Below are 23,864 nucleotides of genomic sequence, written 5' to 3' on the forward strand. Positions count from 1 at the left end.
AATCCTCCGCTTCTTATCTGAATCTCTTACGTTCATCGTACCCTATTAATGGCAAAGGGGGAAGGTTTTAAAATGGAGTTAGAGCGTTTTTTTATAAAAATGGGCAAATGCACATGCGGGTCAAGTTCACCCTACATACATTAATATTGAAAATGCCCAAGAAATCTTGTTGAGGAGTGATTATTTATGTATAAAGGTGCAGTTGCCGGTGCGGGCTACGACCAATGTTATCCGGGATATGGCTATCCTGTTGCTGGTGCTCATTATGGAGGATGTGGATATGGCGGTTTTGCATTGATCGTCGTATTGTTCATTCTATTGATTATTATCGGAGCATGCTGCTGCGGAAATTGGTAATATAAATGGATATTGTGAAGGCTGCTCGTAATGAGCAGCCTTCTGTTTTTTGGACACTGAATTATTAACGGAATTTTACATAAATTATTATAAATACGAACATTATATATAAAATTAAATAAATAGTTCGTAAAAATGTTGACCTGCTCTATTGTATTTGATATAGTTACCTTTGGTTGATGATATTAACGAATAATGCGTCTGGGGGAATAGGACGATGAATACAAATTATGATGTTATTGTGGTCGGTGCTGGACCGGCTGGAATATTTACTTGTTATGAATTAACATTGAAAATGCCTGAAGCAAAAATTTTATTAATTGATAAAGGACACGATATTTATAAAAGAAATTGTCCGATTTTACAGAAAAAGATTGCTAAATGCCCGCCGGCAGCAGGAAGAAAAGAATTTGCCGGCTGCCTGCCGGCTTGCTCTATCACGAATGGATTTGGCGGAGCAGGGGCTTATTCAGATGGAAAATTCAATATTACGAGTGAGTTTGGCGGCTGGATGACCGATTATCTCCCTGACTCCCAGGTTGTTGATTTGATAAAATATGTAGATGAAATCAATTTGAAGCACGGCGCGACTGAAAGCATTACAGACCCAATGACATATGAAGTGAGGGATATCGAGCGCCGCGGATATGCAGCAGGACTTAAACTGCTTCGTGCGCAGGTCAGACATTTGGGCACTGAGCAGAATCTTGAAATCCTAAAGAGCATTTATGAATATTTACGTGAAAAAATTGATATGTCCTATAAGACAGAAGTTGAAGATCTCATAACAGAGAAAACCCCTGATGGCCATCGCATTTTGGGAGTTAAGCTTAAGTCCGGAAATGAAGTTCTTGCTGATAAGGTAGTTGTAGCACCAGGGAGAGATGGATCAGTTTGGCTGGCAAACCTCCTGAAGTCACGCCGTTTGAAGATGATCAATAATCAGGTAGATATTGGCGTGCGGGTTGAAACTTCGGATATAGTCATGGAAGAGATTAATAAACATCTTTACGAAGGAAAGTTCACATTTAATACATCTGTCGGTACAAGAGTGCGGACATTCTGCAGCAATCCTTCCGGCCATGTTGTAGTGGAAAACCACTCAGGAATCATGCTTGCGAATGGCCATGCTTACAAAGACCCTAAGCTGGGAAGCCCGAATACGAACTTTGCGCTGCTGGTATCCCATACATTCTCGGAACCGTTTGATAAGCCAAATGAATATGCGCATGAAATTTCCAGGCTTGCCAACAGCCTTTCAAACGGCGGAATCATTGTTCAAAAGTATGGAGATATATTAAAAGGAAGAAGATCTACCGAGAAGAGAATTAAAGAAGGCTTCCTTGAACCAACCTTAAAGGAAGCGGTGCCTGGCGATTTAGGCCTTGTGCTTCCATATAATACAATGAAAAGCCTGATTGAAATGACAGAGGCATTAAACCATGTATCTCCCGGCCTTGCATCAGAACATACCCTATTCTACGGTGTGGAGGCAAAATTCTACTCTGCACGTCCCAAGTTGAATGACCGTTTCGAAACGGAAATCAGCGGACTATATGTCGGCGGGGATGGTGCAGGCATCACCAGAGGACTTGCACAGGCGGGTGCCTGCGGTGTCTGGATTGCAAGGGATATTATCGAAAAGACAAGTAATGCACCTAGAAGAGAACCTGCATTAGTATAAGAACAGAAGGCCGTGCTGAAAAGCAGGCCTTTTTTTTAATAGGCTGTTTTCTTAAACTATGTTGCTTTATCATAACTTTGTTTAATTTGCTGAGCTGATCTTCGCTGTGGGCACTTTATCCTCGAAAATGCTGACGCATTTACTTCGTGCGTTGTTTGTTCGAGGAAACTTTTTCAATGTCCTGCGGGAGGAGAGGGAAGTGTGAGACCCCGCAGGCGATGCCGAGGAGGCTCGCATTCCTCCCCGCGGGTTCTCTGCGTGCCTGGAGCGGAAATCAACGGGCTGAATACATAAACAACAATAATCTTTGAAAAAGAGCCTTACAATAAAAACAGTTATTTCCTAACGACCCCGTATTTGATAAAATGTAAAACAATCTAAGTCTGAAAGTGAAAAAGGAGAGGACAAAATGCTTGCAGAGCGATTAAAGCCCGGCGATGAGATCCGGGTCATTGCACCGTCCAGAAGTATGGCCATCATAAAAGGCGAACAATTGCGAATTGCCCAGGAGCGGCTGAACCAGCTGGGGTTCACAGTGACATACGGCAAAAATGCAGAAGAGCATGATGAGTTTTTCAGTACTTCTATAGAAGAAAGAATTGAAGATTTGCATGATGCTTTTACTGATCCAAATGTAAAGGGAATCCTGACAGTGATCGGCGGCTATAACGCCAACCAGCTTTTAAATTACATAGACTTCGAGATTATAAAAAATAATCCAAAAATCATTTGCGGATTTAGTGATATCACTGCACTGCAGGGGGCCATTTATAAAAAAACAGGTTTGATCACCTATTCTGGCCCGCATTTTTCAAGCTTCGGTGTAAAGCATGGGTTTGAGTACACTTTGGAATCTTTTATTAACGCAGTAACAAACGATGCCCCATATGAAATTGCAGCATCATCACATTGGAGTGATGATCCATGGTATCTCGATCAGGAAGACAGGCAGTTCATCAAAAATAATGGGTATACGGTAATCCAGGAAGGGATTGCAGAAGGCAGATTGATTGGAGGGAATTTATGCACGCTTAATTTGCTGCAGGGGACAGAGTTCATGCCCTCTTTAAAGGATTCAATCTTATTTATTGAAGATGATGAGGAATCACATGCTCTCACCTTTGATCGGGATCTTCAATCACTTTTGCACCTGCCTGATGCCCGTGACATCAAAGGAATCCTCATTGGAAGGTTTCAGAAAAATTCTCAAGTGACAGATGAAGCACTGAAGAAAATTATTGTATCCAAAAAAGAGCTTCGAGGCATACCTGTAATCACAAATGTAAACTTCGGCCATGTTCAGCCCTATGCCACTATCCCAATTGGAGGCAAAGCAGTTATAAAAGCACAAGGTTCTGAAAGTGAAATTTGGATTGAACAGAATTAGGAAAATGAATTTTGAGCAGCCGCTTGATAGCGGCTGTTTTTATTTGCAGCGAAAAATAGATAACTCTGCAAAATTCTTTTATGAAAGATTTCTTAAGTGACTTCATACAATTTACTATATTGCCAAATGGTAGAGAATAGTTGGCTTGTAGAATTGAGGATTTGCTGTGAAAGCTCATGAAGCCATCGGCGGATATTGATTAGCCGCAGGCAAATTTCGCAATTATAGTTGGAGGGAGTACGCTGATGAACCAGTCGAACTTGATTAAGCCGATGCTTGATGCGCAGTACCCGATCATAGATTATGGCAGGGGAGTTTATTTATATGACATGGACGGAAAGGAATACCTGGATGCATCATCTGGCGCGATAACAGCCAATATTGGCCATGGTGTGGAGGAAATCATTGAGGCAATGCATGAACAGGCAAAAAAAGTTTCTTTTGTATATCGCTCGCAATTTACAAGCGGGGCAGCTGAAAAGCTTGCCCATAAAATAGCGGAGGCTGCAATTGGCGATTTGAATTGGAGCTTTTTTGTGAACAGCGGGTCTGAGGCCACAGAAACAGCTATGAAAATAGCGATTCAGTACTGGCAGGAAAAAGGCATTATGACAAAAACAAAGGTGCTCTCAAGGTGGATGAGCTATCATGGCATAACTCTTGGAGCTTTATCAATGTCAGGACATACGGGCAGAAGGGCTCGCTTCATACCGCTGCTGGAGGATTTCCCTGTCATTCATCCTCCATATTGCTATAGGTGCCCATACAATCTGGAAGCCCCTGAATGCGGTTATCTGTGTGCACATGAACTTGAAACCGTCATTAAACGGATAGGGCCAGAGAATATTGCTGCGTTTATCGCAGAGCCAGTCATTGGGGCTGCAGGGGGGGCTATTACACCTCCAAAGGATTACTACCGGATAATCAAAGAAATTTGTGAGCGGAATGACCTATTATTTATTGCTGATGAGGTGATGACTGGTTTTGGCAGAACAGGCACCATGCTTGCCTGTGAGCATTGGAATATAAAGCCTGATATTGTCGCACTTGGAAAAGGAATGGGAGCCGGGTATGCCCCGATTGCGGCTGCACTTGTAAGCGATGAAGTAATGGAGCCCATACTGGCAGGTTCAAAAAGCATTATGAGCGGTCATACGTTAAGTGCTAATCCGCAGTCATGTGCAGTTTCCCTCGCAGTGCTTGAATATATTGAGAAAAACAATATTATCCCGGAAGCAGAAAGCAAAGGAGTGTATTTAAGAAATAAATTGACTAAGCTGCAATCCAAATTTCCCTTTATTGGTGATATAAGAGGAAAAGGGCTAATGGTCGGACTTGAATTTGTAATGGATCCTCTGACTAAAGAGCCGTTTACAAAAAGCTTCGGTCTGACTCAGAGGTTAATACAGGAAGCACAGGAACAGGGTCTGCTTATTTACCCTGCAGGTGCGGGCACAAATGGCACAGACGGGGATGCCGTATTGATTGCACCGCCGCTGACCATTACCAAAAGGGAAATTGATGATCTGGTAAAGCGGTTTGAAAAGACTTTGCAGATTTTCTCAGATCATCTGAATCCTGGTGAGGAAGAGGCTGAATAACAATGGAGAACACATTTAATAAGATTATTGAACTTGATGATGCAATGAAGCATTTTCGGGACGGCATGATCATTATGTTTGGCGGCTTCGGCGGAATTGGAACCCCTCCATCCCTTATTGACGGTATTTTGGATAATGGATTCAAAGATTTAACCCTTATTGGAAATGATTCAGGCTTTCCTCATATTGGAATCGGGAAGGTGGTAAGCCAGGGAAGGGCAAAAAAAATGATTGCTTCTCATATTGGCTCAAATCCCGTTGCGGGCCAACTTATGACAGATGGAAAGATGGAGGTGGAATTTTCACCCCAGGGGATATTGGCAGAAAGAATACGAGCTGGCGGAGTCGGCATACCTGCCATCCTTTCCGACATTGGCCTTGATAACGACATTGTGACCGGCAATAAGCAAACATGCAGCGTGGGCGGAAAAAATTATCTTGTCGAGACGGCACTGACTGCAGATGTATCGATTGTTTTTGCTAAGAAAGCTGATCCTTACGGGAACTTAATTTTTGACAAAAGTGCCAGAAACACAAACCCGCTTGTCGCCATGGCTGGTGATATGACCATTGCGGAAGTGGAGGAAATTGTCCCGCTTGGCAGCCTGGATCCTGATGAAATTATAACACCGGGCGTTTTCGTTAATTATATCGTTCCTTCGAAGGGAGTGAATTGGAAATGGGCATGGGAGTAGAGATTAGAAATCGTATTGCCAAACGTGCTGCTGAGGAAATAAAGAACGGAATGATTGTAAATCTCGGAATTGGAATCCCATCGCTTGTGCCCAATCATTTGCCTGCCGGGACAAACGTAATGTTTCATGCGGAAAATGGCATTACAGGTATGGGGCCAAGTCCGGAGAAAGGGAAGGAAGATGAGAATCTCTGTAATGCAGGAGGTTTTCCGGTTTCCATTGTAAAAGGTGCTTCATATTGCGACAGCACCATTGCATTCGGGATGATACGCAGAGGAAGAGTTGATATGACAATTCTTGGCTCCCTGGAGGTAAGCGGAAAAGGGGACCTGGCAAATTGGATTGTACCGGGAAAGAAAGTTCCTGGCATGGGCGGTGCAATGGAGCTTGCCCAAAAAGCAAAAAAAGTCATTGTCCTTATGAACCAGACAGACAAGTACGGGAACCCCAAAATTGTGGAGGAGTGCACCCTGCCTCTTACATCAGCACGCTGTGTAAACATGATTATTACAGAGATGGCCGTCTTTCAAATCTCAGCTCATGGACTCACACTGACTGACTTGTTTGCGCCGCACTCTATTAATGAAGTAAGGGCAAAAACGGGCTGCAGTCTTACAATTGCTGAGAATGTGAGAGTGATTAATTGATAGATATATTGGATTGGGTCTAAAAAGGAGTGAGAATATGAATGATCATGCAAAGGTTAAACAATGGCTGGAAGAAAATAAGCAAAGAGGAACAAGACTTCTTCAGCAGCTAGTCCAGGAAGGCAGCATCCGCGGAAATGAAAGCAGTGCACAGGCCGTCATCATTGAAAAATGCCGCAAACTTGGACTAACCCTTGATATTTGGGAAATCGGCAAGGAACAATTGATTAAGCATCCTGCATTTTGTTCGGATCGAAAGGATTTTTCCGGAAATCCCAATGTGGTGGCTGTTTTGAAAGGAACAGGCGGAGGAAGGTCGATCATCCTCAATGGCCATATTGATGTCGTTCCGGAGGGAGACCGAAATGATTGGGAACATGATCCATTTAGCGGCAGAATTGAAGATGGAAAGTTATTTGGCCGTGGTTCGACCGATATGAAAGGCGGTACCGTTTCGCTCCTGCTTGCCATGGAGGCCATTATTGCGATTGGAATCAAGCTTAAAGGCGATGTGATTTTTCAAAGTGTCATAGAAGAAGAAAGCGGCGGGGCGGGTACATTGGCAGCAGTCCTCAGGGGATATTCAGCGGATGGGGCAATCATTCCCGAACCGACAAATATGAAACTATTTCCAAAACAGCAGGGCTCGATGTGGTTTCGGATATCAGTAAAAGGGCGTTCAGCTCATGGCGGAACCCGATATGAGGGCGTCAATGCCATCGAAAAAGCAATGTATGTGATGACAAAGCTTCAGGAGCTTGAGAAGTTAAGGAACCTTAACATTGAAGACCCGCTCTATTCAAAAATCCCTATTCCGATTCCAATTAATATCGGAAAAATATACAGCGGAGAGTGGCCATCTTCCGTACCGGATATTGCTGTCATAGAGGGAAGGATGGGGGTAGCGCCGGACGAAGAGATGAAATCGGCCGAAAAAGAGCTGGAAGATTGCCTGAAGGAAGCGGCACAAAATGATCCGTGGCTTAAAAAGAATCCTCCTCAAGTTGAATGGTTTGGCGGACGCTGGCTGCCTGGAGATCTGGAGCAGGATCATCCTTTAATGGCTGTATTATCGGAATCCTTTGAAACTGTAAAGGGAAAACAGCCGGCAGTTGAGGCATCACCATGGGGCACGGATGGTGGCATATTATCCAAAGTAGGAAATACACCTGTTGTTGTATTCGGCCCAGGTGTAACGGAAGCCGCACATGATGTTAACGAATTTATTTCCTTAGAGGAAGTTTTTGATGCGGCTGAAATTATTGCTCTGGCCATACTGGAATGGTGCGGCACTAATCAGGGAGAGGGGAAATAAGGATGGGATCAATTAATATAAGAACAGAGCTGCCGGGACCAAAAGCGAAGGAGTTACTGGCTAAAAAAGAGAAGAATGTCCCAAAGGGGCCATTTAACACGATGCAGACATTTGCTGCTAAAGGGGATGGAGCACTTCTGACAGATATAGATGGGAATACTTTTCTTGATTTTGCGGGGGCAATCGGGACCCTGAATGTTGGACACTGTCCGCCAAGGGTTGTTGAAGCGCTCCATGCCCAAATTGACCAATATCTTCACCCATGCTTCCATGTCATGATGTATGAGCCTTATATCAAGCTGGCAGAGAAACTCAACAGCATTACACCCGGCAATCACAGCAAAAAAACCTTCTTTTTAAGCACCGGAGCAGAGGCAGTGGAAAATGCGGTTAAAATAGCAAGGAAATATACAGGCAGAAAAGGAATTATATCATTTGAAAGGGGATTCCATGGCCGGACCTATATGTCCATGAGCTTAACGAGCAAGGTAAAACCATATAAATATGAATTCGGGCCATTTGCGCCGGAAACGCATAAATGGCCTTATCCTTATTATTATCGCAGCGAGGGGCTAAAGGATAAAGACCATGATAATGCCCTGCTTAAAAGATTCGAAACGTTTTTTCTGAGCGAGGTGCCGCCTGAAGAAGTTGCTGCTGTCATTATGGAGCCTGTTCAGGGTGAAGGCGGTTTTGTTATTCCGTCTTCCCATTTTATAAAAGGTGTTAAAGCGCTTTGTGAAAAACATGGAATCCTTTTTATTGCTGATGAGGTACAAACAGGATTTGGCAGGACAGGCAAAATGTTTGCCATGGAGCATTATGATGTTGTGCCGGATCTTATGACCATGTCTAAATCGATCGGTGCCGGATTGCCGGTCAGTGCTGTAACTGGAAGAGCAGACATAATGGATTCACCAAATATTGGTGAAATCGGCGGAACTTATGGAGGCAGTCCGCTAGGCTGTGCAGCTGCATTAGAAGTGATTCGGACGATTGAGGAAGAAGGATTATTAGAAAGAGCAAATGAAATCGGAAGTCTTTTCACTGAAAAATTTTCTGATTTTCCTTTAAAATATAAGCAAGTGGGTGAAGTACGTTCTTTAGGAGCAATGTGTGCCATTGAATTTGTTAAAGATCAGGAAACAAAGGAACCCAATAAAGAAATCGTTCAGGAGATCCTGTCAAAGGCACACAATCGCGGCCTCATCATAATGAGCGCCGGCTTATATGGCAATATTATTCGGTTGCTCAGCCCGCTTGTGACAACCAATGAACAGCTTGATGAAGGATTTTCCATACTGGAAGAAGTAATAGGTGAATGCTGCACATAAGGAGGGATTCCATTGAAACAACATTTATGGATCAGCGGAAAGTTCAAGGAAACAGAGAATTACAAAGCATTAAAGAGCCCTTATAGCGGGGAGGTTATTGCAGAAGTTGCCATGGCAGCTCCTTCCGATGTGAAGTCAGCAATTGATGCGGCAGAACAATCCAGAAAAGTAATAGCTGATATGCCTGCCCATAAACGGGCGGAAATACTGGAAAATGTGGTCGCCATCATGAAGGAGGAAAAAGAGGAGTGCGCAAAAATTATTGCGCTAGAAGCTTCAAAGCCGATAAAGGCTGCTAGAGGAGAAGTTGACCGCACCATCATGACATATACCTTCGCTGCCCAGGAAGCGCGCAGACTTTATGGAGAAACAATCCCAATGGATGCGGCTCCGGGAGGCGAAGGCAGAGTCTCCTATACAGTACGGGAGCCTCTCGGGATTATCGGAGCCATCACGCCATTCAATTTTCCTATGAACCTGGTTGCGCATAAAGTGGGACCGGCTATTGCGGCCGGCAACACGATTGTTTTAAAACCTGCATCTCAAACGCCAATGTCGGCCTACAAAATTGCTGATATTTTCCACAGAGCAGGACTTCCTGCCGGAGTGCTGAATGTGGTAACCGGAAGCGGCGGAACGGTTGGGGATGTACTTGTTGCCGACAAACGCATATCAATGATTACTTTTACAGGCAGCCCGGAAGTAGGCAGGCAGATCCGCGAACATGCAGGCTTGAAGAGAGTAACACTTGAATTAGGTTCGAATTCAGCAGTTGTTGTGGATGAGAATGCAGACGTGGAGAAAATTGTCCCGCGTATCGCAGCCGGGGCTTTTGCCTTCCAGGGTCAGGTATGTATTTCCGTGCAGCGCATCTATGTGCATGAATCTCTGTACCAGACATTTGCCGAGCGTTTTGTAGAGGAAGCCAAAAAGCTGAAAATCGGCGATCCGCTTAATGAGGATACGGATATTTCAGCGATGATCTCCCGGAGTGACACTGAACGCGCAGAGACCTGGATCAAGAGTGCCGTAGAAAGCGGAGCGGAGCTTGCTCTTGGCGGGAATGCGACAGATAATACATTGTATCCGACCGTGCTGCTGAATGTTGACAAATCTGAAAAAATTTCTTGTGAGGAAGCATTTGCACCAGTGGTTCATATTAACTCATTCAGCAGCTTTGAAGAGGCGCTGGCACTTGTAAATGATTCAGATTTTGGCCTTCAGGCAGGTGTTTTCACCAATGATGTGAACAAAGCCTTCAAAGCAGCAAAAGTGCTTCATGTCGGCGGGGTAATGGTGAACGATTTCCCAACCTTCCGTGTAGACCACATGCCATATGGAGGAGTGAAAATGAGCGGAATGGGACGTGAAGGAATCAAATATGCTGTTGAAGAAATGACAGAGATGAAGCTTATCAGCTTTAAAATTGACTAAGATGAAAAGAAAGAATACTTAGCCGATAAAGTTGCTGTTTTGGCCGGTATTCTTTAAGCTATCATAATGCCTGGCCCCCTGGCCGGGCAGTTTTATTAATAGAAGGGGGTCTTAGCAATGAATAATACTGCTTCGGTAAAAACATTAAAAAAAGAAGGCTTTGTGGCCGAATTCTATCTTGATTCATTCAATAAACGATTAAGGGTAGACGATTATGCAGGTAAATTGGCAGATGCCGTCCATGAAGCAGAGAAAACAGCAAAAGAATACCAGTGTGAGAAATTAATTTTCAGGGGAAGAGTTGAAAATTATATAGATCTTCTTGCGATGGGGTTTCAGTGCGAGGCTGTTATCGACGGATATTTCCGCGGCTCTGATCAATACTTTTTCTGCAAGTATTTTTCTGACGAAAGGAGAACCAATGGACACTGGATCTCTGAAGACAGCATCGTTAAAAATGTAACCGCCCTTGAAAGAAACCCGGATGTCATAATGCCTCCTTCTGAATATCAGCTTATAAAAATAACGGAGCAGGATGCTGAAAAAATGGCTGAACTATACAGTGAAGTATTTAAGATTTATCCAACACCTCTTCATGATCCCTCATATATAAAAAAGACAATCCGGGAGGGCACCATTTATTACGCATTTCAATATAAAGGTGACCTTGTCAGTGCCGCATCAGCGGAGGTCAATCTTTTTTATAAAAACGCAGAACTGACAGATTGTGCGACACTCCCATCCCACCGTAAACATGGTTTAATGAAAATACTCCTCGAAAAATTGGAGAAAGATCTAAAATCGCAGGGTGTATTCTGTGCCTACTCCATCGCCAGAGCGCTGTCATTCGGTATGAATGCCGTTCTGCATCAGCTTGGCTATTCCTATCGGGGCCGTCTTCTTAACAACTGCTATATTTTCGATAAACTTGAAAATATGAATGTCTGGGTAAAGAATTTGGCTTATTCGGATTGACGGATCCTCAAAAAGAAGTGCCGGATTTTCGGCACAATCCTGACAGGTTTTCGGCACCCTGTCATATACATAAGAGGGGGGGATTTAATGGTTGAAACTCAAAGTATTTCTAAAGAAGTTCTGGCCGCCATACTAAAAGGGATTGATGAAGGGATTCATGTAGTGGATTTGAATGGAATTACCATTTTTTATAATGAAATAGCTGCTAGACACGATGGTCTGGAGGTTTCTGAGGTAATCGGAAAACCTGTTCTGAAAGTCTTTCCCTCATTGGATAAAGAGACAAGCACTTTATTAAAAGTTATGAAAACAAAAGCACCGATTTATAATCAGACTCAGTCCTATGTAAACCTCCATGGTGCACAAATAGAAACCATCAATACCACTCTCCCTATAACTGTTAATGGGAAGGTAGCGGGAGCTGTTGAGATTGCCAAGGACTACTCCAGATTGAAGCTTCTTTCTGAAAGCCTTCTTGATTTGCGCAAAAAAATAAAACAGCCCCTCAACAAAGCGGCTGCTGCCAATAATGTACAGTATACATTGGATAGCCTTCTCACAATAAATAAGGAAATGAACAATATTAAAAAGGAAGCAGCCAAACTGGCAAAATCCGATTCTTCCATTCTTGTGTTTGGGGAAAGCGGGTGCGGAAAGGAGCTCTTTGTTCAGGGGCTTCATCATTCTTCCTCAAGAACTGAAGGCCCATTTATTGCACAGAACTGTGCGGCAATACCGGAGTCCTTGCTTGAAAGCATTCTTTTTGGGACTGCTAAAGGAAGCTATACTGGAGCAGTAGACCGGCCGGGGCTATTTGAATTAGCCGATGGCGGGACACTCTTTCTCGATGAAATACATGCCATGCCGATTGAGCTGCAGGCTAAACTGCTTAGAGTGCTGGAGGATGGCATTGTCCGAAGAGTAGGAAGTCCGAAGAGTTCACAGGTCAATGTACGGGTGATTGCAGCCATGAATATCCATCCAGTGGAAGCACTTGAGAAAAACCAAATGAGAAAGGACTTATTTTACCGCTTAAACGTTCTCACATTCGGGCTCCTGCCGCTAAGGGAGAGAAAGGAAGATATTGAATTTCTTGCCCATCATTTTATTAAGCAATTTAATCAGGTGTTACACAAAAGCCTCTCAGGAATCGGAGAGGATGTGCTGGCCTTTTTCAGACAATACCATTGGCCCGGAAACGTCAGGGAATTAAAGCATACAATCGAGTACATGATGAATGTCTGTGAAGAAGACTTTCTTAAAGCTGAGGATTTGCCAGTTATAATGAAACAGCAGCTTCAAAAGAATAAACAGGATCTTTCACTAAAAATCCAGCCATTAAAGGCAAGTATGGAAAAGCAGGAAAAAGCTTTAATCGAAAAAGCTCTTCAAGAAACAAACGGAAATATAAAAAAAGCCGCAAAGCTATTAGAGGTGCCCCGTCAGACACTGCAATATAAACTGGCCAAGTATAATATTGAAATGAATAACAGAATCCTGGTTAGTAACACTCATGAAGGTGCCGAGTAATCGGCACCTTTTTTGTTTTAACGGAAATGAAAGTATCCCTTAAGTTGCAAACAATCGCCAATCCGGTAGGGATTTCATATGATAGTACAAAATATTCAGAATTGGCATGAAACTTGCAATGTATATTTTATAGAAATTCATATAGGGGGAATAGAGATGAAGAACTTTTTATATAAACCGGATCGGCATTGGAAAGATATTGAGCTATGGAAGGACGTCACAGAAGAACAATGGAATGACTGGCTCTGGCAGCTGACGAATACCATTCGGACAGTTGATGATTTGAAAAAGGTGATTAATCTTACACCAGAAGAGGAGGAAGGAGTCAGGATTTCTGCAAAAACCATACCATTAAATATTACACCTTATTATGCTTCACTTATGAATCCGGATGACCCGCGGTGTCCGGTGAGGATGCAATCCGTCCCTATTTCAAATGAAATCTATAAAACTAAATATGATCTTGAAGATCCGCTGCACGAAGATGAAGACTCCCCAGTTCCGGGATTAACGCACCGCTACCCTGACCGGGTCTTATTTTTGGTAACAAACCAATGTTCAATGTATTGCCGTTATTGTACAAGAAGAAGGTTCTCAGGACAAATAGGCATGGGTGTACCGAAAAAACAGCTTGATGCGGCAATCAGTTATATCAGGAATGCTCCTCAGGTTAGAGATGTTCTTATTTCTGGCGGAGATGGACTTTTGATCAATGACAATATTCTTGAATACATCCTGAAAAATTTGCGTGAAATCGACCATGTTGAAATCATCAGAATTGGCACGAGGGCTCCAGTTGTATTTCCCCAGCGGATCACCGAGAATTTATGCAATATCCTGAAAAAGTATCATCCAGTGTGGTTAAATACACATTTTAACACTTCCATTGAAATTACCGAAGATTCCAAGAGAGCATGTGAGATGCTGGCAAATGCCGGTGTGCCCGTGGGTAATCAATCAGTTATTTTGGCAGGCATAAACGACAGCGTTCCAATTATGAAAAGACTGATGCATGACCTTGTTAAAATCCGGGTCCGTCCTTATTATATATACCAATGTGATCTTTCTGAAGGCATTGGCCATTTCCGCGCTCCGGTTTCGAAAGGGCTTGAAATTATTGAAGGGCTAAGGGGACATACATCCGGCTATGCTGTCCCGACTTTTGTGGTCGATGCGCCTGGCGGAGGCGGAAAGATTTCACTGCAGCCGAATTATTTGATCTCGCAAAGTGCTGACAAAGTGGTCCTTCGCAATTTCGAAGGTGTAATCACCACTTATCCTGAGCCTGAAAACTATGTCCCAGGCCGTGCAGAAGGCTACTTTAAAGAAATTTATCCTGATATGGATGAGAAAAAATCAAATGTAGGCATTGCGGCGCTAATGAATGACCAGCAATTCAACCTGGTGCCTGAAGGCCTGGCAAGACTGGATCGCCGTGAAAAATATGACAGCGACCCAGAGCACAGCTCTTTGAAAGATAAGCGGGGCAAACGGGATGAATTAAAGGAAAAGAAATTCAATGCCCAGCAGACAAAGCAGAGTCCTGCAGCAGAAGCGGGTTCAGAAGCTGCAGCTGCCAAGGAATAGGAGGACAGGAATGGGAAATAAATGTGCCTGGTGTGAAAGCCAAAATATAAGTGAAAGCAGTGAAACGGTTTATTGGGAGCTCCCTGATGGAACAAGAGCCATCCAAATAAATGAGACACCTTCCATTTCCTGCAGGGATTGTGATATGGTTTACCAGTCAGATGAGCTTGTTAAGTCGATTGAGGACCAGCTATTTTTGATTGATGTCAAGAAGATCGGAAAAGAGATTAATTATGAAAAATTGATGGAGCAGCCAAGGCTGCTGAAGCGAAATTATTTTGATTTCTCTTCCTATGATAAGTGAGGAAAAGGCAGCCCGCAGATATGCGGGCTGTTTTTAATGTGTATAAGTAGACGAGCTTAGCACAATTCGATTATAGTAGGAAATAAATTAATGAACGACAGAAAAAAAAGGAAGGCGTTAGTATGTCAAAAACTTTCTATCACTTTTTAATGAAATACAGACATCCTGCACCAAAGGATAACATCAGCCGTTTTGCCAATGACGCATATGAGGACCACAGCTTTCCGAAAACAGCTTATGATTATGATGAGGTAAGCTCTTACCTTGAACTGAACGGAAGTTATCTGGAGACCATGTCTATTTTCGATGAAGCCTGGCAATTGTATGTACTCTCTGAAAGCTGAATGAACATTTTGAAACACTCCTGCATAGGAGTGTTTTTTATTTTGAGATGGCTGATTGTGATGAACGTACGGACGATTTTCATAAAAAGTGCATATACTATTGTATTCACTACTCACGACTCAGTCATTGAGAGGATGGAGGAAATGAGCAAAAAGAAAAAACCCAAGTACAAAATCGGTGATACAGTCGTGATCACTATTTATGGTACAGTCGGAAAAGTAACAGATGTAAAGTGGCTAGATGATATGTACGTCTATGAAGTCAATAAAAGTGAAGGCCTATATATGGAATCCAGCCTTCAAATGCTGTCTGAGTATGAAGGTGAGATTATGGAAAAGGAGCATATTGACATCGAATATAAATACTTTTTTGGCGACCTTGTCCAAGTCAAGGGGTATGGTTCGGATCTTTTCAAAATCGTAGGCTTCAGGACGGAAATTTGGAGATACAAAGAAGATGCATGGGAAGATGTTATTTATGAGCTTTCAAGAATTAATGACGGGGAATGGCTGGAAGCAGGGGAAGAAGAGCTGACACTCGTTGCGGATGCTGAAAGTGCTGATGCATTTATTCAAAAGCTTGGGCTCCTCTATATGATCAATAAAAAAGAAAAGCTTCCTGAATTAAGGGAAACGGCACATTCATTCCGCAAGGCAGAAAAGGAATTGCTTGAAGGGATAAAAGAAAGAAAAGTGCTGATTGATGGTTTGCTTGATATATACAATGATTATCGTATTCTTTATGAAATGTTTCAGGATGATGAGTATAAGCATATCATGCGGGTTATACTCAGAAAGCTGAAGCATATTGCCAACAATGATGATAAGAGCACTGTGTAAAAAGCACAGAAGTCTTTGCTCTTTAGAGCCAGGTGACCAGGAGATACAGTAAAAATGGGATGCCAAACCATATGACGAGCTTGAACCAGGCATTTAATAGATTGCTATAAAGATTTACTATAGAACTTTCATCACGATTAACATCTTCTTTAATTAGTAGGGCTAGTCTGGATATACTGGACATGTCGCTGCCTCCTCAATTTCTGTATAAAATGGATTACTGCTGGCTGTTTATCCTATATGTATGTCCTAACTGAAAAAAAATGCATCGAAAATAAAATAAAGAATATGGCTTGTTCTGCATGAATCCAGGGAGTGCTTCATACATTTTGTACAAAGGGGGCGTTGCTGTGAAGGAAATAGAAGTCGTAATAGATACAGAAGAAATTGCTGAGTTTTTCTTTCATGAGCTGGCAAAAAGGGGATATGTGCCTACTGAAGGAGAATTGGATGAACTTGCAGATATCACGTTTGAGTACCTGCTGCAAAAGTGCATCATTGATGAAGAAATTGAAGATGACTGATATAGAAAAATGACGAGGAACGATGCTCGTCATTTTTTTGCGGAGCAGCAGGAACATCTTACACATACATATTCTAAACACAGCATTTTCTGAGGTATGCAGTGAACGCAGCAATTCCGAAAAAAAATATGTGCTGCCGCCATTGAAAATGAAACCTTCTTGTTAATAAGCACGTATATCTAAGTGAAATAAGTGCTTTGCTTTATATATGCAGTAAAAATAAAAAATGAAACAGGGAGAGAAGCATATGTCATTTTTTAATAAGGTTTTGGCAAGTGTGGGAATTGGATCAGCAAAAGTGGATACGAAACTTGAAAAGGATTTAGCAGTTCCGGGCGAAGCCCTCAGAGGCGTGGTTGAGATTACAGGGGGCAGCACCGAACAGAAAATTGATGATATTTACCTTTCATTGAATACTACTTATATTAAAGAATCAGATGATAAAAAATATACAGTCTCCGGTCTGATTGACCGTTTCAGGCTTGCTCAATCCTTTACCCTGGCAGCCAATGAACGAAAGGAAATTCCTTTTACCTTTAACCTTCCAGCTGACACACCTTTGTCTTTTGGCAAAACGAAAATTTGGGTGACGACAGGACTGGATATAAAAAACGCGGTAGATCCTGCAGATAAGGATTATATTCGTGTTGCTGCTACCCCGCTGATGGATTCTGTATTGAACGCTGTTTCAAGTATGGGATTCCGTTTGCGGGAAGCAGAATGTGAACAGGCTCCGCACCGCCTTCGCAGAAGGCTTCCGTTTATCCAGGAGTTTGAATTTGTTCCAGTCTCCGGTCCTTTCAGAGGAAAACTTGATGAACTGGAAGTGGTCTTTTTTCCACTGTCAAACGGAGAGACCGAGGTTATGATGCAAGTAGACCGTAAAGCGAGAGGAATAGGCGGATTCCTGGCAGAAGCACTGGAAATGGATGAAACATTTGTCCGTTTCACTGTTACAAATGCAGATATTCCTTATATGCAGCAAAAGCTTCAATCGGTCATTGCAAAATATGCTTAATTCATTGAGAAAACGATGGGTGATGCCCATCGTTTTTTTTGCTTTGGCTGCGACAGTGGAGCGCTATAGGTTACGCCAGAAGTGTTTTAATTAAATCCTGTCCTTTTAAAAAGGGGGTTATGAGCACGTACATGATTGAATCGGGGATTCTCTTCTCATCATCGGAAATAATGCCGTGAACACCAAGCCTCTGCATGTCTGCAAATTGGTATTGTTTACTGATGGTCCACGAATAGATCTCATAACCGAATAATTCAGCTTGATTAATGAAGGACTTGGAAAGCAGGAGATGGTGAACAGATAGAAAAGAGGCAAAATCGCGGTAGGATGCCAAATGAAACAAGTCCAGGTGTTTGCTCAGCAGCAGGCCAGCAGGAATCTCGGGAGCCAGCTCGTGAAACTTTTTCATTTCATTAATATGAAAAGATTGGACTTTTATCTGACTGTCGGGTTTGTAAGAGTTTAGTACGTCTGCGAGAATTTCTGTCATGCCAGGCTGATTTTCCGGTGATTTCATTTCAATTATAATTCCTATTTTTCCGCTGGCTTGTTTTAATACTTCAGTCAATAAAGGGATTTTTTCACCGGCATACGCAGGAGAAAACCATGATCCTGCATCCAGTTTTTTTAAGTCTTTAACTGTTAATTCCTCAATTAGCCCCTCACCGTCGGTAGTTCGCAAAACATTGGCGTCATGAATAACAACCAACTGTTTATCCTTGCTCAGCCTTACATCTAACTCGATATAGTCAAAACCCATTTCAATAGCTTTTTCAAACGATGCAAGCGTGTTTTCCGGTGCAAGTGCAGATGCGCCTCTGTGTGCGATGGACTTAAATGGCATGAGAGGCTGAAAAAAATAAGAAATAGTCATTAACAACATTCCAATTAGGATGGAAAGCAAAACAGGCTTTTTAGATACCAGCAATTTCATCACCTCCAGATAAGACTTTTATACATAATATGCAGATTAAACATTTTTGAAAGCGTTTACTTTACGAAAAAAACCGTTAATCGACAAAAATAGAATTTTTTTGATGGAGGAAACGACAATAAAAATGGCTAATTAAACAGTAATGAAAAGTTGTTCACTTAAATTTAGGCAGCTGGCTGGAAAAACGTCATAAGAATGCTTTTGAAGACCTTATTCGATAGTTGACAGGTCACTTGGTGAATTAGAATCAGCCATAAATAACGGATGCTGGGAATAAGAGGGGGATGCCATATGCTGATGGAATTAACAAGGATCAAAAGAAGAGAGTATGATGTTACGATCTTTCAAACACCTGAATTCAGGGGCAAAAAAGGCTTTCAGCAAGTATATCGCCTTAATGTAGAAGCTTTGACTCATGATGAATGCCTTGAATCAGTTTTTAGAAAGTTTAATGTGCATGATCGGATCCCGGAGGATTTCGATGGCCGGTTTATTTCCACAGGAGATATACTCTATATTGATGAAGGCAGAAGAGGGCAATTTTATTATCAGCTGAAGCCGGGCGGCTGGGAAGAAGTTAATAGGATACATATTAGATAAATAAGAAAACAGGAGGGCATAATAGCTCTCCTGTTTATTTTTATTAAATAGTCTATTCGGTTATGTTTGATCCCGGACTGTTTTTGCGTTTGTTGGCTGTGTATTCCTTGCCATGCGCTTCCTGCTCTGCAACAATGGCTTCTGCAGGAATATGATTATTCTTCTTTGGTGAGTTTATACGGTTACGGTGCTTTTTGCCCATCTTAAGTCCCTCCGCTTATCGATTGCTTATTGTTTTGACTGTTTTGGATGTATTAGGCTCGGTATTAGCCCTGGAAGATGGATTTGTCTCATTGGCATGCTGGACTGCCTGCCTGAGTTTTTTGCTCATTCCTTTTTGCGGCATGATTACAACCTCCTTTGGAAAAGCTAAAATTATCTTTCCCGCACAGGGAAAAAAAATGCCCTGTCTTATTTGTTTCTAACTGGTGGCACATATGGTATAGTTTGACTTGGAAGCATTTACATCAGCTTCAGAATTAACTTGGAGGTTAGATTTATGAGCGTACATATTGGTGCTAAAGAAAATGAAATTGCGGAAACGGTCCTGCTTCCTGGAGACCCTTTGCGTGCAAAATATATTGCAGAAACATTTTTAGAAAATGCGGAGTGCTACAATGAAGTCCGCAACATGTTTGGCTATACAGGAACGTATAAAGGGAAGCGCATATCAGTTCAAGGTACAGGCATGGGGGTTCCATCCATTTCCATCTATATCAATGAACTGATGCAAAGCTATAATGTCCAAAACCTGATAAGAGTAGGAACGTGCGGTGCGATTCAAAAAGATGTAAAGGTTCGCGATGTAATTCTTGCAATGAGCTCTTCTACAGATTCCCAAATGAACAGGCTTACTTTCGGAGGGGTTGACTTTGCGCCGACAGCCAATTTTGATCTATTGAAAAAAGCTTATGATGCAGGTGTTGAAAAAGGATTAAACCTTAAAGTCGGAAATGTCTTCACAGCTGACATGTTCTATAATGACAATTCGGAACTTGAAAAATGGGCAAAGTATCAGATCCTGGCAATTGAGATGGAAACAGCCGCTCTATATACACTTGCAGCGAAGTTTGACCGCAAAGCACTATCTGTCCTAACAGTCAGTGATCACATCCTGACAGGTGAGGAAACGACTGCTGAAGAAAGACAAACCACCTTCAATGAAATGATTGAAGTGGCACTTGAAGCTGCTATTAAGGAATAATATAGAATGAAACTGGTTCACCTGAGCCAGTTTTATTTTTTTTTGAAGAATGTAATTTTCAAATTATTAAAAATGATATTTGTGCCGTTTGTCCTGTTTTTAACACAATTATGGACTAGTTGACGTGTAGTGTTAAAATAGTAATGTTGCAAAGAAATAAAAAGACAGGTGAGTTTGAATGAAGAAGATCATAATTATGGCAGGGACCCTCAGCCTTCTGCTTTCCGGCTGCAGCCAGCTAGATCCGTATTTGGATAAAGCAAAGCCGCTTATTGAAAAAATTCCGTTCCTTGGGGAAGATAAAAGCCTCGATGAACCTTCTCAAGAAAATGAATCACTAAATAGAGAAGAAAACAGTGCCGGGGACGCAGGCAATGAAGACAAGAAAGATATTCAAAAGGATCCTCTTTCATTGGAAGCTTCATATTTTAATGATATTAAAACTGTGGATGGCAGAAATATTATCCAGAACCCTGATAATGTGATGGTCCTGGTGAATAAACAATTCAGCCTTCCGGATGGCTATGAACCATCCAACCTAATGATCCCGGATGTCGCATTTTCATACGGGAAGTTAGATTTGGAAAAGAGCTATATGCGACAGGACGCAGCTGAAGAGCTGGAAAAGCTGTTTACAGGAGCATTGAATGAAGGTGTGGAATTATTTGCTGTTTCCGGCTATCGCTCATTTACACGGCAATCGGAAGTTTTTGAGGCCGAAGTAAATAGAGTGGGTAAAGATAAAGCGGTTCAGGCTGTGGCGATTCCCGGGAGCAGTGAACATCAGACAGGACTTACAATGGATATTTCCAGCAGAAGTGCAAGTCTTGAGCTTTCCGAAGAATTCGGGGAGACAAAGGAAGGAAAGTGGCTTGCTGAAAATGCGCATCATTATGGATTTATTCTCCGCTATCCAAAAGGAAAAGAAGCCATCACAGGTTATAAATATGAGCCTTGGCATTTCCGTTATGTGGGCCATGAAGCTGCGAAAGTCATTTATGAAAAGAAATGGACTTTGGAAGAGTACTTTGATCTTGTTAAAAAAATCTAAGAGGCCAAAATGGCCTCTTTTATTTGCCTTTCTCCTTCAGACTGCTTTTTCCTGATTGAAAATAGAATATAACCGCTAAAATGAAGGGTACAGCTGGAAGGCCTGATAGGAAACGGAGCACATTTTCTGCCCCTGTTAAAGAATATCCCAATGGCAGCAGCAGAAAAAAACTTAATAGAGCAAGTTTCCATGACTGATTCATGATCCCGGCAATCAGGCTGATTAGGGAAAATGCGAAGCTTATCCATAATATTGCGGTTAACATCATAAATTCACCCCTTAAGAAAGTGCTGGGAGAGCTAAGGTCTGGATGATGAAAAGGTTTGATAGAGTTTTTTAAAATGGCTTTATAATAAAATATGTTTATACCGGCAAAACATTAATCTTTTATTTTCCTGATGTAAATGCCGCTTTAATTCAAGTGAAGTATGACCGGGCCGGCTGTCTGTTTACCTGATGTTTATAAACCTCCTTCAATGAGGTATTAATAAAGTAAGGTTTACTTTTGTAAAAAGGAGGCACATGCTTTGGAAAAAGTTTCATTTAAAGTTGCAGGCATGACCTGCGGCCATTGTGAAGAGGCAGTCAAAAATGCCCTTCTCTCCATCGATGGCGTGGCAAGCGTCTCAATTGCCTTTCATGATGAACATGCAGAAATCTTCTATGATCCTGAAAAATCTGATAAGGAACATTTGATTAAAGCGATAGAAGACCAGGGCTATGGGGTAGCCTGACATAAGAAAGAGCGCCATGCATTATTTTGCTGGCGCTCTTTAATTGCTGCACACATTTTTCTTTGTAATTTAATCGATAAATGTTATTCTAATCATTAAGGATTGTACATAGTTATTTTACGGTGACGAAAGTGGTGAAAAGTTTGCAAAATGAAGATTTAAACAAAGAAACTTCAGAAACACCAGATAATAACCATTCTGGTTTTATCCGCATGAAAAAGTTTCATTTTGTAATGCTGCTGTTTTTTATTGTGTTTCTTTCAGCTGGAATTACTACCTTTGCACTGGCCTTTGGAGATGAAAAGGCAGTAGATGTTGGAACAAGCGAAAGAAGGGAATTTGATAAGCTGTATACAGCTTATGATACCCTGAAAGCAAACTATTTCCAGGAAGTGGATCAAAATAACCTTATAAATGGCGCTATTAACGGTATGCTTGAAGCGCTGGATGATCCATACTCGGACTATATGAATGAAGAAGAAGCCGAAAGCTTTCATCAGAGTATTTCGTCCTCTTTTGAAGGAATCGGAGCTGAAATCCAGGAACAGGAAGGCTACATAGTCATTGTATCCCCATTGAAAGGTTCACCTGCTGAAAAAGCCGGGCTTAGGCCAAATGACAAGGTTCTCTCAGTTGATGGAAAAAGCCTTCAGGGGATGAGCTCTACAGAGGCCGTTATGCTGATCAGAGGCGAAAAAGGGACTAAAGTAGAACTTGCAGTTCAGCGTCCCGGCACAGATGAGCCTATGAAAATTTCCATTACACGCGATACCATTCCGCTTGAAACCGTCTATGGGGAAATGCTGGAAGATGGTATTGCAAAAGTACAGATTACTACATTCTCAGAAAATACTTCTAAAGAACTGGTTGAAACTCTGAATGAATTGCAGAAGCAGGGCATGAAAGGATTAATCCTTGATCTTCGCCAGAATCCAGGAGGCCTTCTGGATCAGGCAGTGGAAATCTCCAGCCTGTTTGTCCCGGATGGCGAGATATTATTCCAAATTGAAGACCGCAATGGAAACAGAGAAGAAGTAAAATCAAAGAGAGAAGAAAACCCGAATATACCTTTAGTCGTTGTGATTGATAAAGGAAGTGCCAGTGCATCAGAAATTCTGGCTGCGGCAGTACACGAATCCGCAGATGTGCCGCTTGTCGGTGAAAAATCGTTTGGGAAAGGCACCGTCCAGCGTGCACAGGACTTCTCCGATGGGTCAAACATGAAATTCACTACTGAAAAATGGCTGACACCGGATGGAAATTGGATTCATAAAAAGGGAATTACACCAGACCACAAAGTGGCCTTGCCGGAATACGCTGCACTGCCATTTATTAATCCAGACACTGAATTAAAGCTTTCTGCTTCTTCAGCTCAGGTTAAAGCAGCTCAAGCTATGCTGAAAGCTCTGGGATATGATCCTGGAAGAGAAGACGGTTTCTTTGATGAAAAAACGGAAGCAGCTGTCAAGGAATTCCAGGCTGCTGAAAAGCTTGATCAAAATGGAGTATTATCAGGGCAGTCTACTCTTAGGCTGATGGAAAAACTCCGTGAAAAAATCGATCAAAATGATACGCAAATTCAAAAAGCAGCTGAAGTGCTGAAAAAACAAATAGGGTCATAATCTAAAGCTCTCCGATTCGGAGAGCTTTTTTCATCATTTTCATTCCTTCCTCAAGCGAGTAGCGGCAGGTGGGGGCAGTTCAAGTATGGCTGTTCTTAGAAAGTGGGTATAGAAAGCGTTTCTCTTTCCCACAATGGTAATAA

27 protein-coding genes are annotated in these 23,864 nt (G+C 42.1%); 22 read left to right on the forward strand and 5 right to left on the reverse strand.

The window, feature by feature from the left end:
• Positions 1-186: 186 nt before the first annotated feature.
• The 15 genes from CE058_RS08760 to CE058_RS08830 all read left to right on the forward strand — a co-directional run bounded on the left by CE058_RS08760 (position 187) and on the right by CE058_RS08830 (position 16,034).
• Positions 187-357 carry a YjcZ family sporulation protein gene (locus CE058_RS08760; protein ID WP_048009382.1) on the forward strand — a complete coding sequence of 57 codons (171 nt, stop codon included), beginning with the start codon at positions 187-189 and terminating at the stop codon, positions 355-357.
• Positions 358-574: 217 nt separating this feature from the next.
• A complete protein-coding gene (locus CE058_RS08765) occupies positions 575-2,041 on the forward strand; it encodes an NAD(P)/FAD-dependent oxidoreductase (RefSeq protein WP_163141973.1) in 1,467 nt (488 codons plus the stop codon).
• A gap of 409 nt (positions 2,042-2,450) precedes the next feature.
• A complete protein-coding gene (locus CE058_RS08770) occupies positions 2,451-3,428 on the forward strand; it encodes a S66 family peptidase (RefSeq protein WP_163141976.1) in 978 nt (325 codons plus the stop codon).
• 245 nt (positions 3,429-3,673) lie between these two features.
• A complete protein-coding gene (locus tag CE058_RS08775) occupies positions 3,674-5,029 on the forward strand; it encodes an aspartate aminotransferase family protein (RefSeq protein WP_163141979.1) in 1,356 nt (451 codons plus the stop codon).
• Between the two features lie 2 nt (positions 5,030-5,031).
• Positions 5,032-5,724, forward strand: a complete 693-nt coding sequence (locus CE058_RS08780; protein WP_048009378.1) for a CoA transferase subunit A — start codon at positions 5,032-5,034, stop codon at positions 5,722-5,724.
• On the forward strand, positions 5,709-6,371 hold the full coding sequence (locus CE058_RS08785; protein ID WP_048009377.1) for a 3-oxoacid CoA-transferase subunit B: 663 nt from the start codon (positions 5,709-5,711) through the stop codon (positions 6,369-6,371). The genes CE058_RS08780 and CE058_RS08785 overlap by 16 nt, the downstream gene beginning before the upstream one ends.
• A 37-nt stretch (positions 6,372-6,408) precedes the next feature.
• Positions 6,409-7,686, forward strand: a complete 1,278-nt coding sequence (locus tag CE058_RS08790) for a peptidase (RefSeq protein WP_048009376.1) — start codon at positions 6,409-6,411, stop codon at positions 7,684-7,686.
• Between the two features lie 2 nt (positions 7,687-7,688).
• Entirely contained in the window at positions 7,689-9,020 is a 1,332-nt protein-coding gene (gabT, locus tag CE058_RS08795) for a 4-aminobutyrate--2-oxoglutarate transaminase (RefSeq protein ID WP_048009375.1), read from the forward strand.
• Between the two features lie 12 nt (positions 9,021-9,032).
• The gene (locus tag CE058_RS08800; protein WP_048009374.1) at positions 9,033-10,454 is read left to right on the forward strand and encodes an aldehyde dehydrogenase family protein; all 1,422 of its coding nucleotides are present in this window, start codon (positions 9,033-9,035) and stop codon (positions 10,452-10,454) included.
• Positions 10,455-10,571: 117 nt separating this feature from the next.
• Positions 10,572-11,429, forward strand: a complete 858-nt coding sequence (gene ablB, locus CE058_RS08805) for a putative beta-lysine N-acetyltransferase (protein ID WP_048009373.1) — start codon at positions 10,572-10,574, stop codon at positions 11,427-11,429.
• Positions 11,430-11,516: 87 nt separating this feature from the next.
• Entirely contained in the window at positions 11,517-12,959 is a 1,443-nt protein-coding gene (locus CE058_RS08810; protein WP_048009372.1) for a sigma-54 interaction domain-containing protein, read from the forward strand.
• 156 nt (positions 12,960-13,115) lie between these two features.
• Positions 13,116-14,546 (forward strand): lysine 2,3-aminomutase, encoded by a 1,431-nt coding sequence (gene kamA, locus CE058_RS08815; protein ID WP_048009371.1) that lies wholly within the window; start codon positions 13,116-13,118, stop codon positions 14,544-14,546.
• A 10-nt stretch (positions 14,547-14,556) separates the two neighbouring features.
• Positions 14,557-14,850 carry a YokU family protein gene (locus CE058_RS08820; protein WP_048009370.1) on the forward strand — a complete coding sequence of 98 codons (294 nt, stop codon included), beginning with the start codon at positions 14,557-14,559 and terminating at the stop codon, positions 14,848-14,850.
• 122 nt (positions 14,851-14,972) lie between these two features.
• A complete protein-coding gene (locus CE058_RS08825; protein WP_048009369.1) occupies positions 14,973-15,194 on the forward strand; it encodes a YozE family protein in 222 nt (73 codons plus the stop codon).
• Positions 15,195-15,338: 144 nt separating this feature from the next.
• Positions 15,339-16,034, forward strand: coding sequence for a hypothetical protein (locus CE058_RS08830; protein WP_048009437.1), 696 nt, complete (start codon positions 15,339-15,341; stop codon positions 16,032-16,034).
• A gap of 22 nt (positions 16,035-16,056) precedes the next feature.
• Here CE058_RS08830 and CE058_RS08835 read toward each other — a convergent pair whose 3' ends face one another.
• Positions 16,057-16,218, reverse strand: a complete 162-nt coding sequence (locus CE058_RS08835) for a hypothetical protein (RefSeq protein WP_156185135.1) — start codon at positions 16,216-16,218, stop codon at positions 16,057-16,059.
• A gap of 166 nt (positions 16,219-16,384) precedes the next feature.
• Here CE058_RS08835 and CE058_RS08840 point away from each other — a divergent pair, with 166 nt between their 5' ends.
• Entirely contained in the window at positions 16,385-16,558 is a 174-nt protein-coding gene (locus tag CE058_RS08840) for a YozD family protein (protein ID WP_009332582.1), read from the forward strand.
• Positions 16,559-16,805: 247 nt separating this feature from the next.
• Positions 16,806-17,576 (forward strand): sporulation protein, encoded by a 771-nt coding sequence (locus CE058_RS08845; RefSeq protein ID WP_048009368.1) that lies wholly within the window; start codon positions 16,806-16,808, stop codon positions 17,574-17,576.
• Positions 17,577-17,646: 70 nt separating this feature from the next.
• On the opposite strand, the gene CE058_RS08850 is transcribed toward CE058_RS08845, so the two are convergent.
• Positions 17,647-18,504 carry a glycerophosphodiester phosphodiesterase gene (locus CE058_RS08850; protein WP_286167950.1) on the reverse strand — a complete coding sequence of 286 codons (858 nt, stop codon included), beginning with the start codon at positions 18,502-18,504 and terminating at the stop codon, positions 17,647-17,649.
• Positions 18,505-18,801: 297 nt separating this feature from the next.
• Here CE058_RS08850 and CE058_RS08855 point away from each other — a divergent pair, with 297 nt between their 5' ends.
• A complete protein-coding gene (locus CE058_RS08855) occupies positions 18,802-19,110 on the forward strand; it encodes a YodL domain-containing protein (protein ID WP_048009367.1) in 309 nt (102 codons plus the stop codon).
• 52 nt (positions 19,111-19,162) lie between these two features.
• On the opposite strand, the gene CE058_RS24740 is transcribed toward CE058_RS08855, so the two are convergent.
• Together CE058_RS24740 and CE058_RS25060 are read right to left on the reverse strand one after the other, a co-directional pair.
• Positions 19,163-19,312 (reverse strand): hypothetical protein, encoded by a 150-nt coding sequence (locus tag CE058_RS24740; protein WP_197087636.1) that lies wholly within the window; start codon positions 19,310-19,312, stop codon positions 19,163-19,165.
• A gap of 15 nt (positions 19,313-19,327) precedes the next feature.
• Entirely contained in the window at positions 19,328-19,456 is a 129-nt protein-coding gene (locus CE058_RS25060; RefSeq protein ID WP_258750918.1) for a hypothetical protein, read from the reverse strand.
• 153 nt (positions 19,457-19,609) lie between these two features.
• Between CE058_RS25060 and deoD the strand changes: the two genes are divergently transcribed.
• Positions 19,610-20,314, forward strand: coding sequence for a purine-nucleoside phosphorylase (gene deoD / locus CE058_RS08860; RefSeq protein ID WP_076261031.1), 705 nt, complete (start codon positions 19,610-19,612; stop codon positions 20,312-20,314).
• 178 nt (positions 20,315-20,492) lie between these two features.
• Positions 20,493-21,365, forward strand: a complete 873-nt coding sequence (locus CE058_RS08865) for a M15 family metallopeptidase (RefSeq protein WP_163141982.1) — start codon at positions 20,493-20,495, stop codon at positions 21,363-21,365.
• Positions 21,366-21,384: 19 nt separating this feature from the next.
• Here the strand turns inward: CE058_RS08865 and CE058_RS08870 are convergent, their stop codons facing one another.
• Positions 21,385-21,633: a hypothetical protein gene (locus tag CE058_RS08870; protein ID WP_227888300.1), complete on the reverse strand. Its 249-nt coding sequence runs from the start codon at positions 21,631-21,633 to the stop codon at positions 21,385-21,387.
• A 259-nt stretch (positions 21,634-21,892) separates the two neighbouring features.
• On the opposite strand from CE058_RS08870, the gene CE058_RS08875 reads away from it, so the two are divergent.
• Both CE058_RS08875 and CE058_RS08880 read left to right on the forward strand, forming a co-directional pair.
• Entirely contained in the window at positions 21,893-22,099 is a 207-nt protein-coding gene (locus CE058_RS08875; RefSeq protein ID WP_163141985.1) for a heavy-metal-associated domain-containing protein, read from the forward strand.
• A gap of 143 nt (positions 22,100-22,242) precedes the next feature.
• Positions 22,243-23,721 (forward strand): lmo1851 family serine protease, encoded by a 1,479-nt coding sequence (locus CE058_RS08880; protein WP_163142102.1) that lies wholly within the window; start codon positions 22,243-22,245, stop codon positions 23,719-23,721.
• Positions 23,722-23,864: the final 143 nt, after the last annotated feature.

The organism is Bacillus sp. 22-7 (genome assembly GCF_010628845.1).
Taxonomy (GTDB): Bacteria; Bacillota; Bacilli; order Bacillales; family Cytobacillaceae; genus Cytobacillus; species Cytobacillus firmus_B.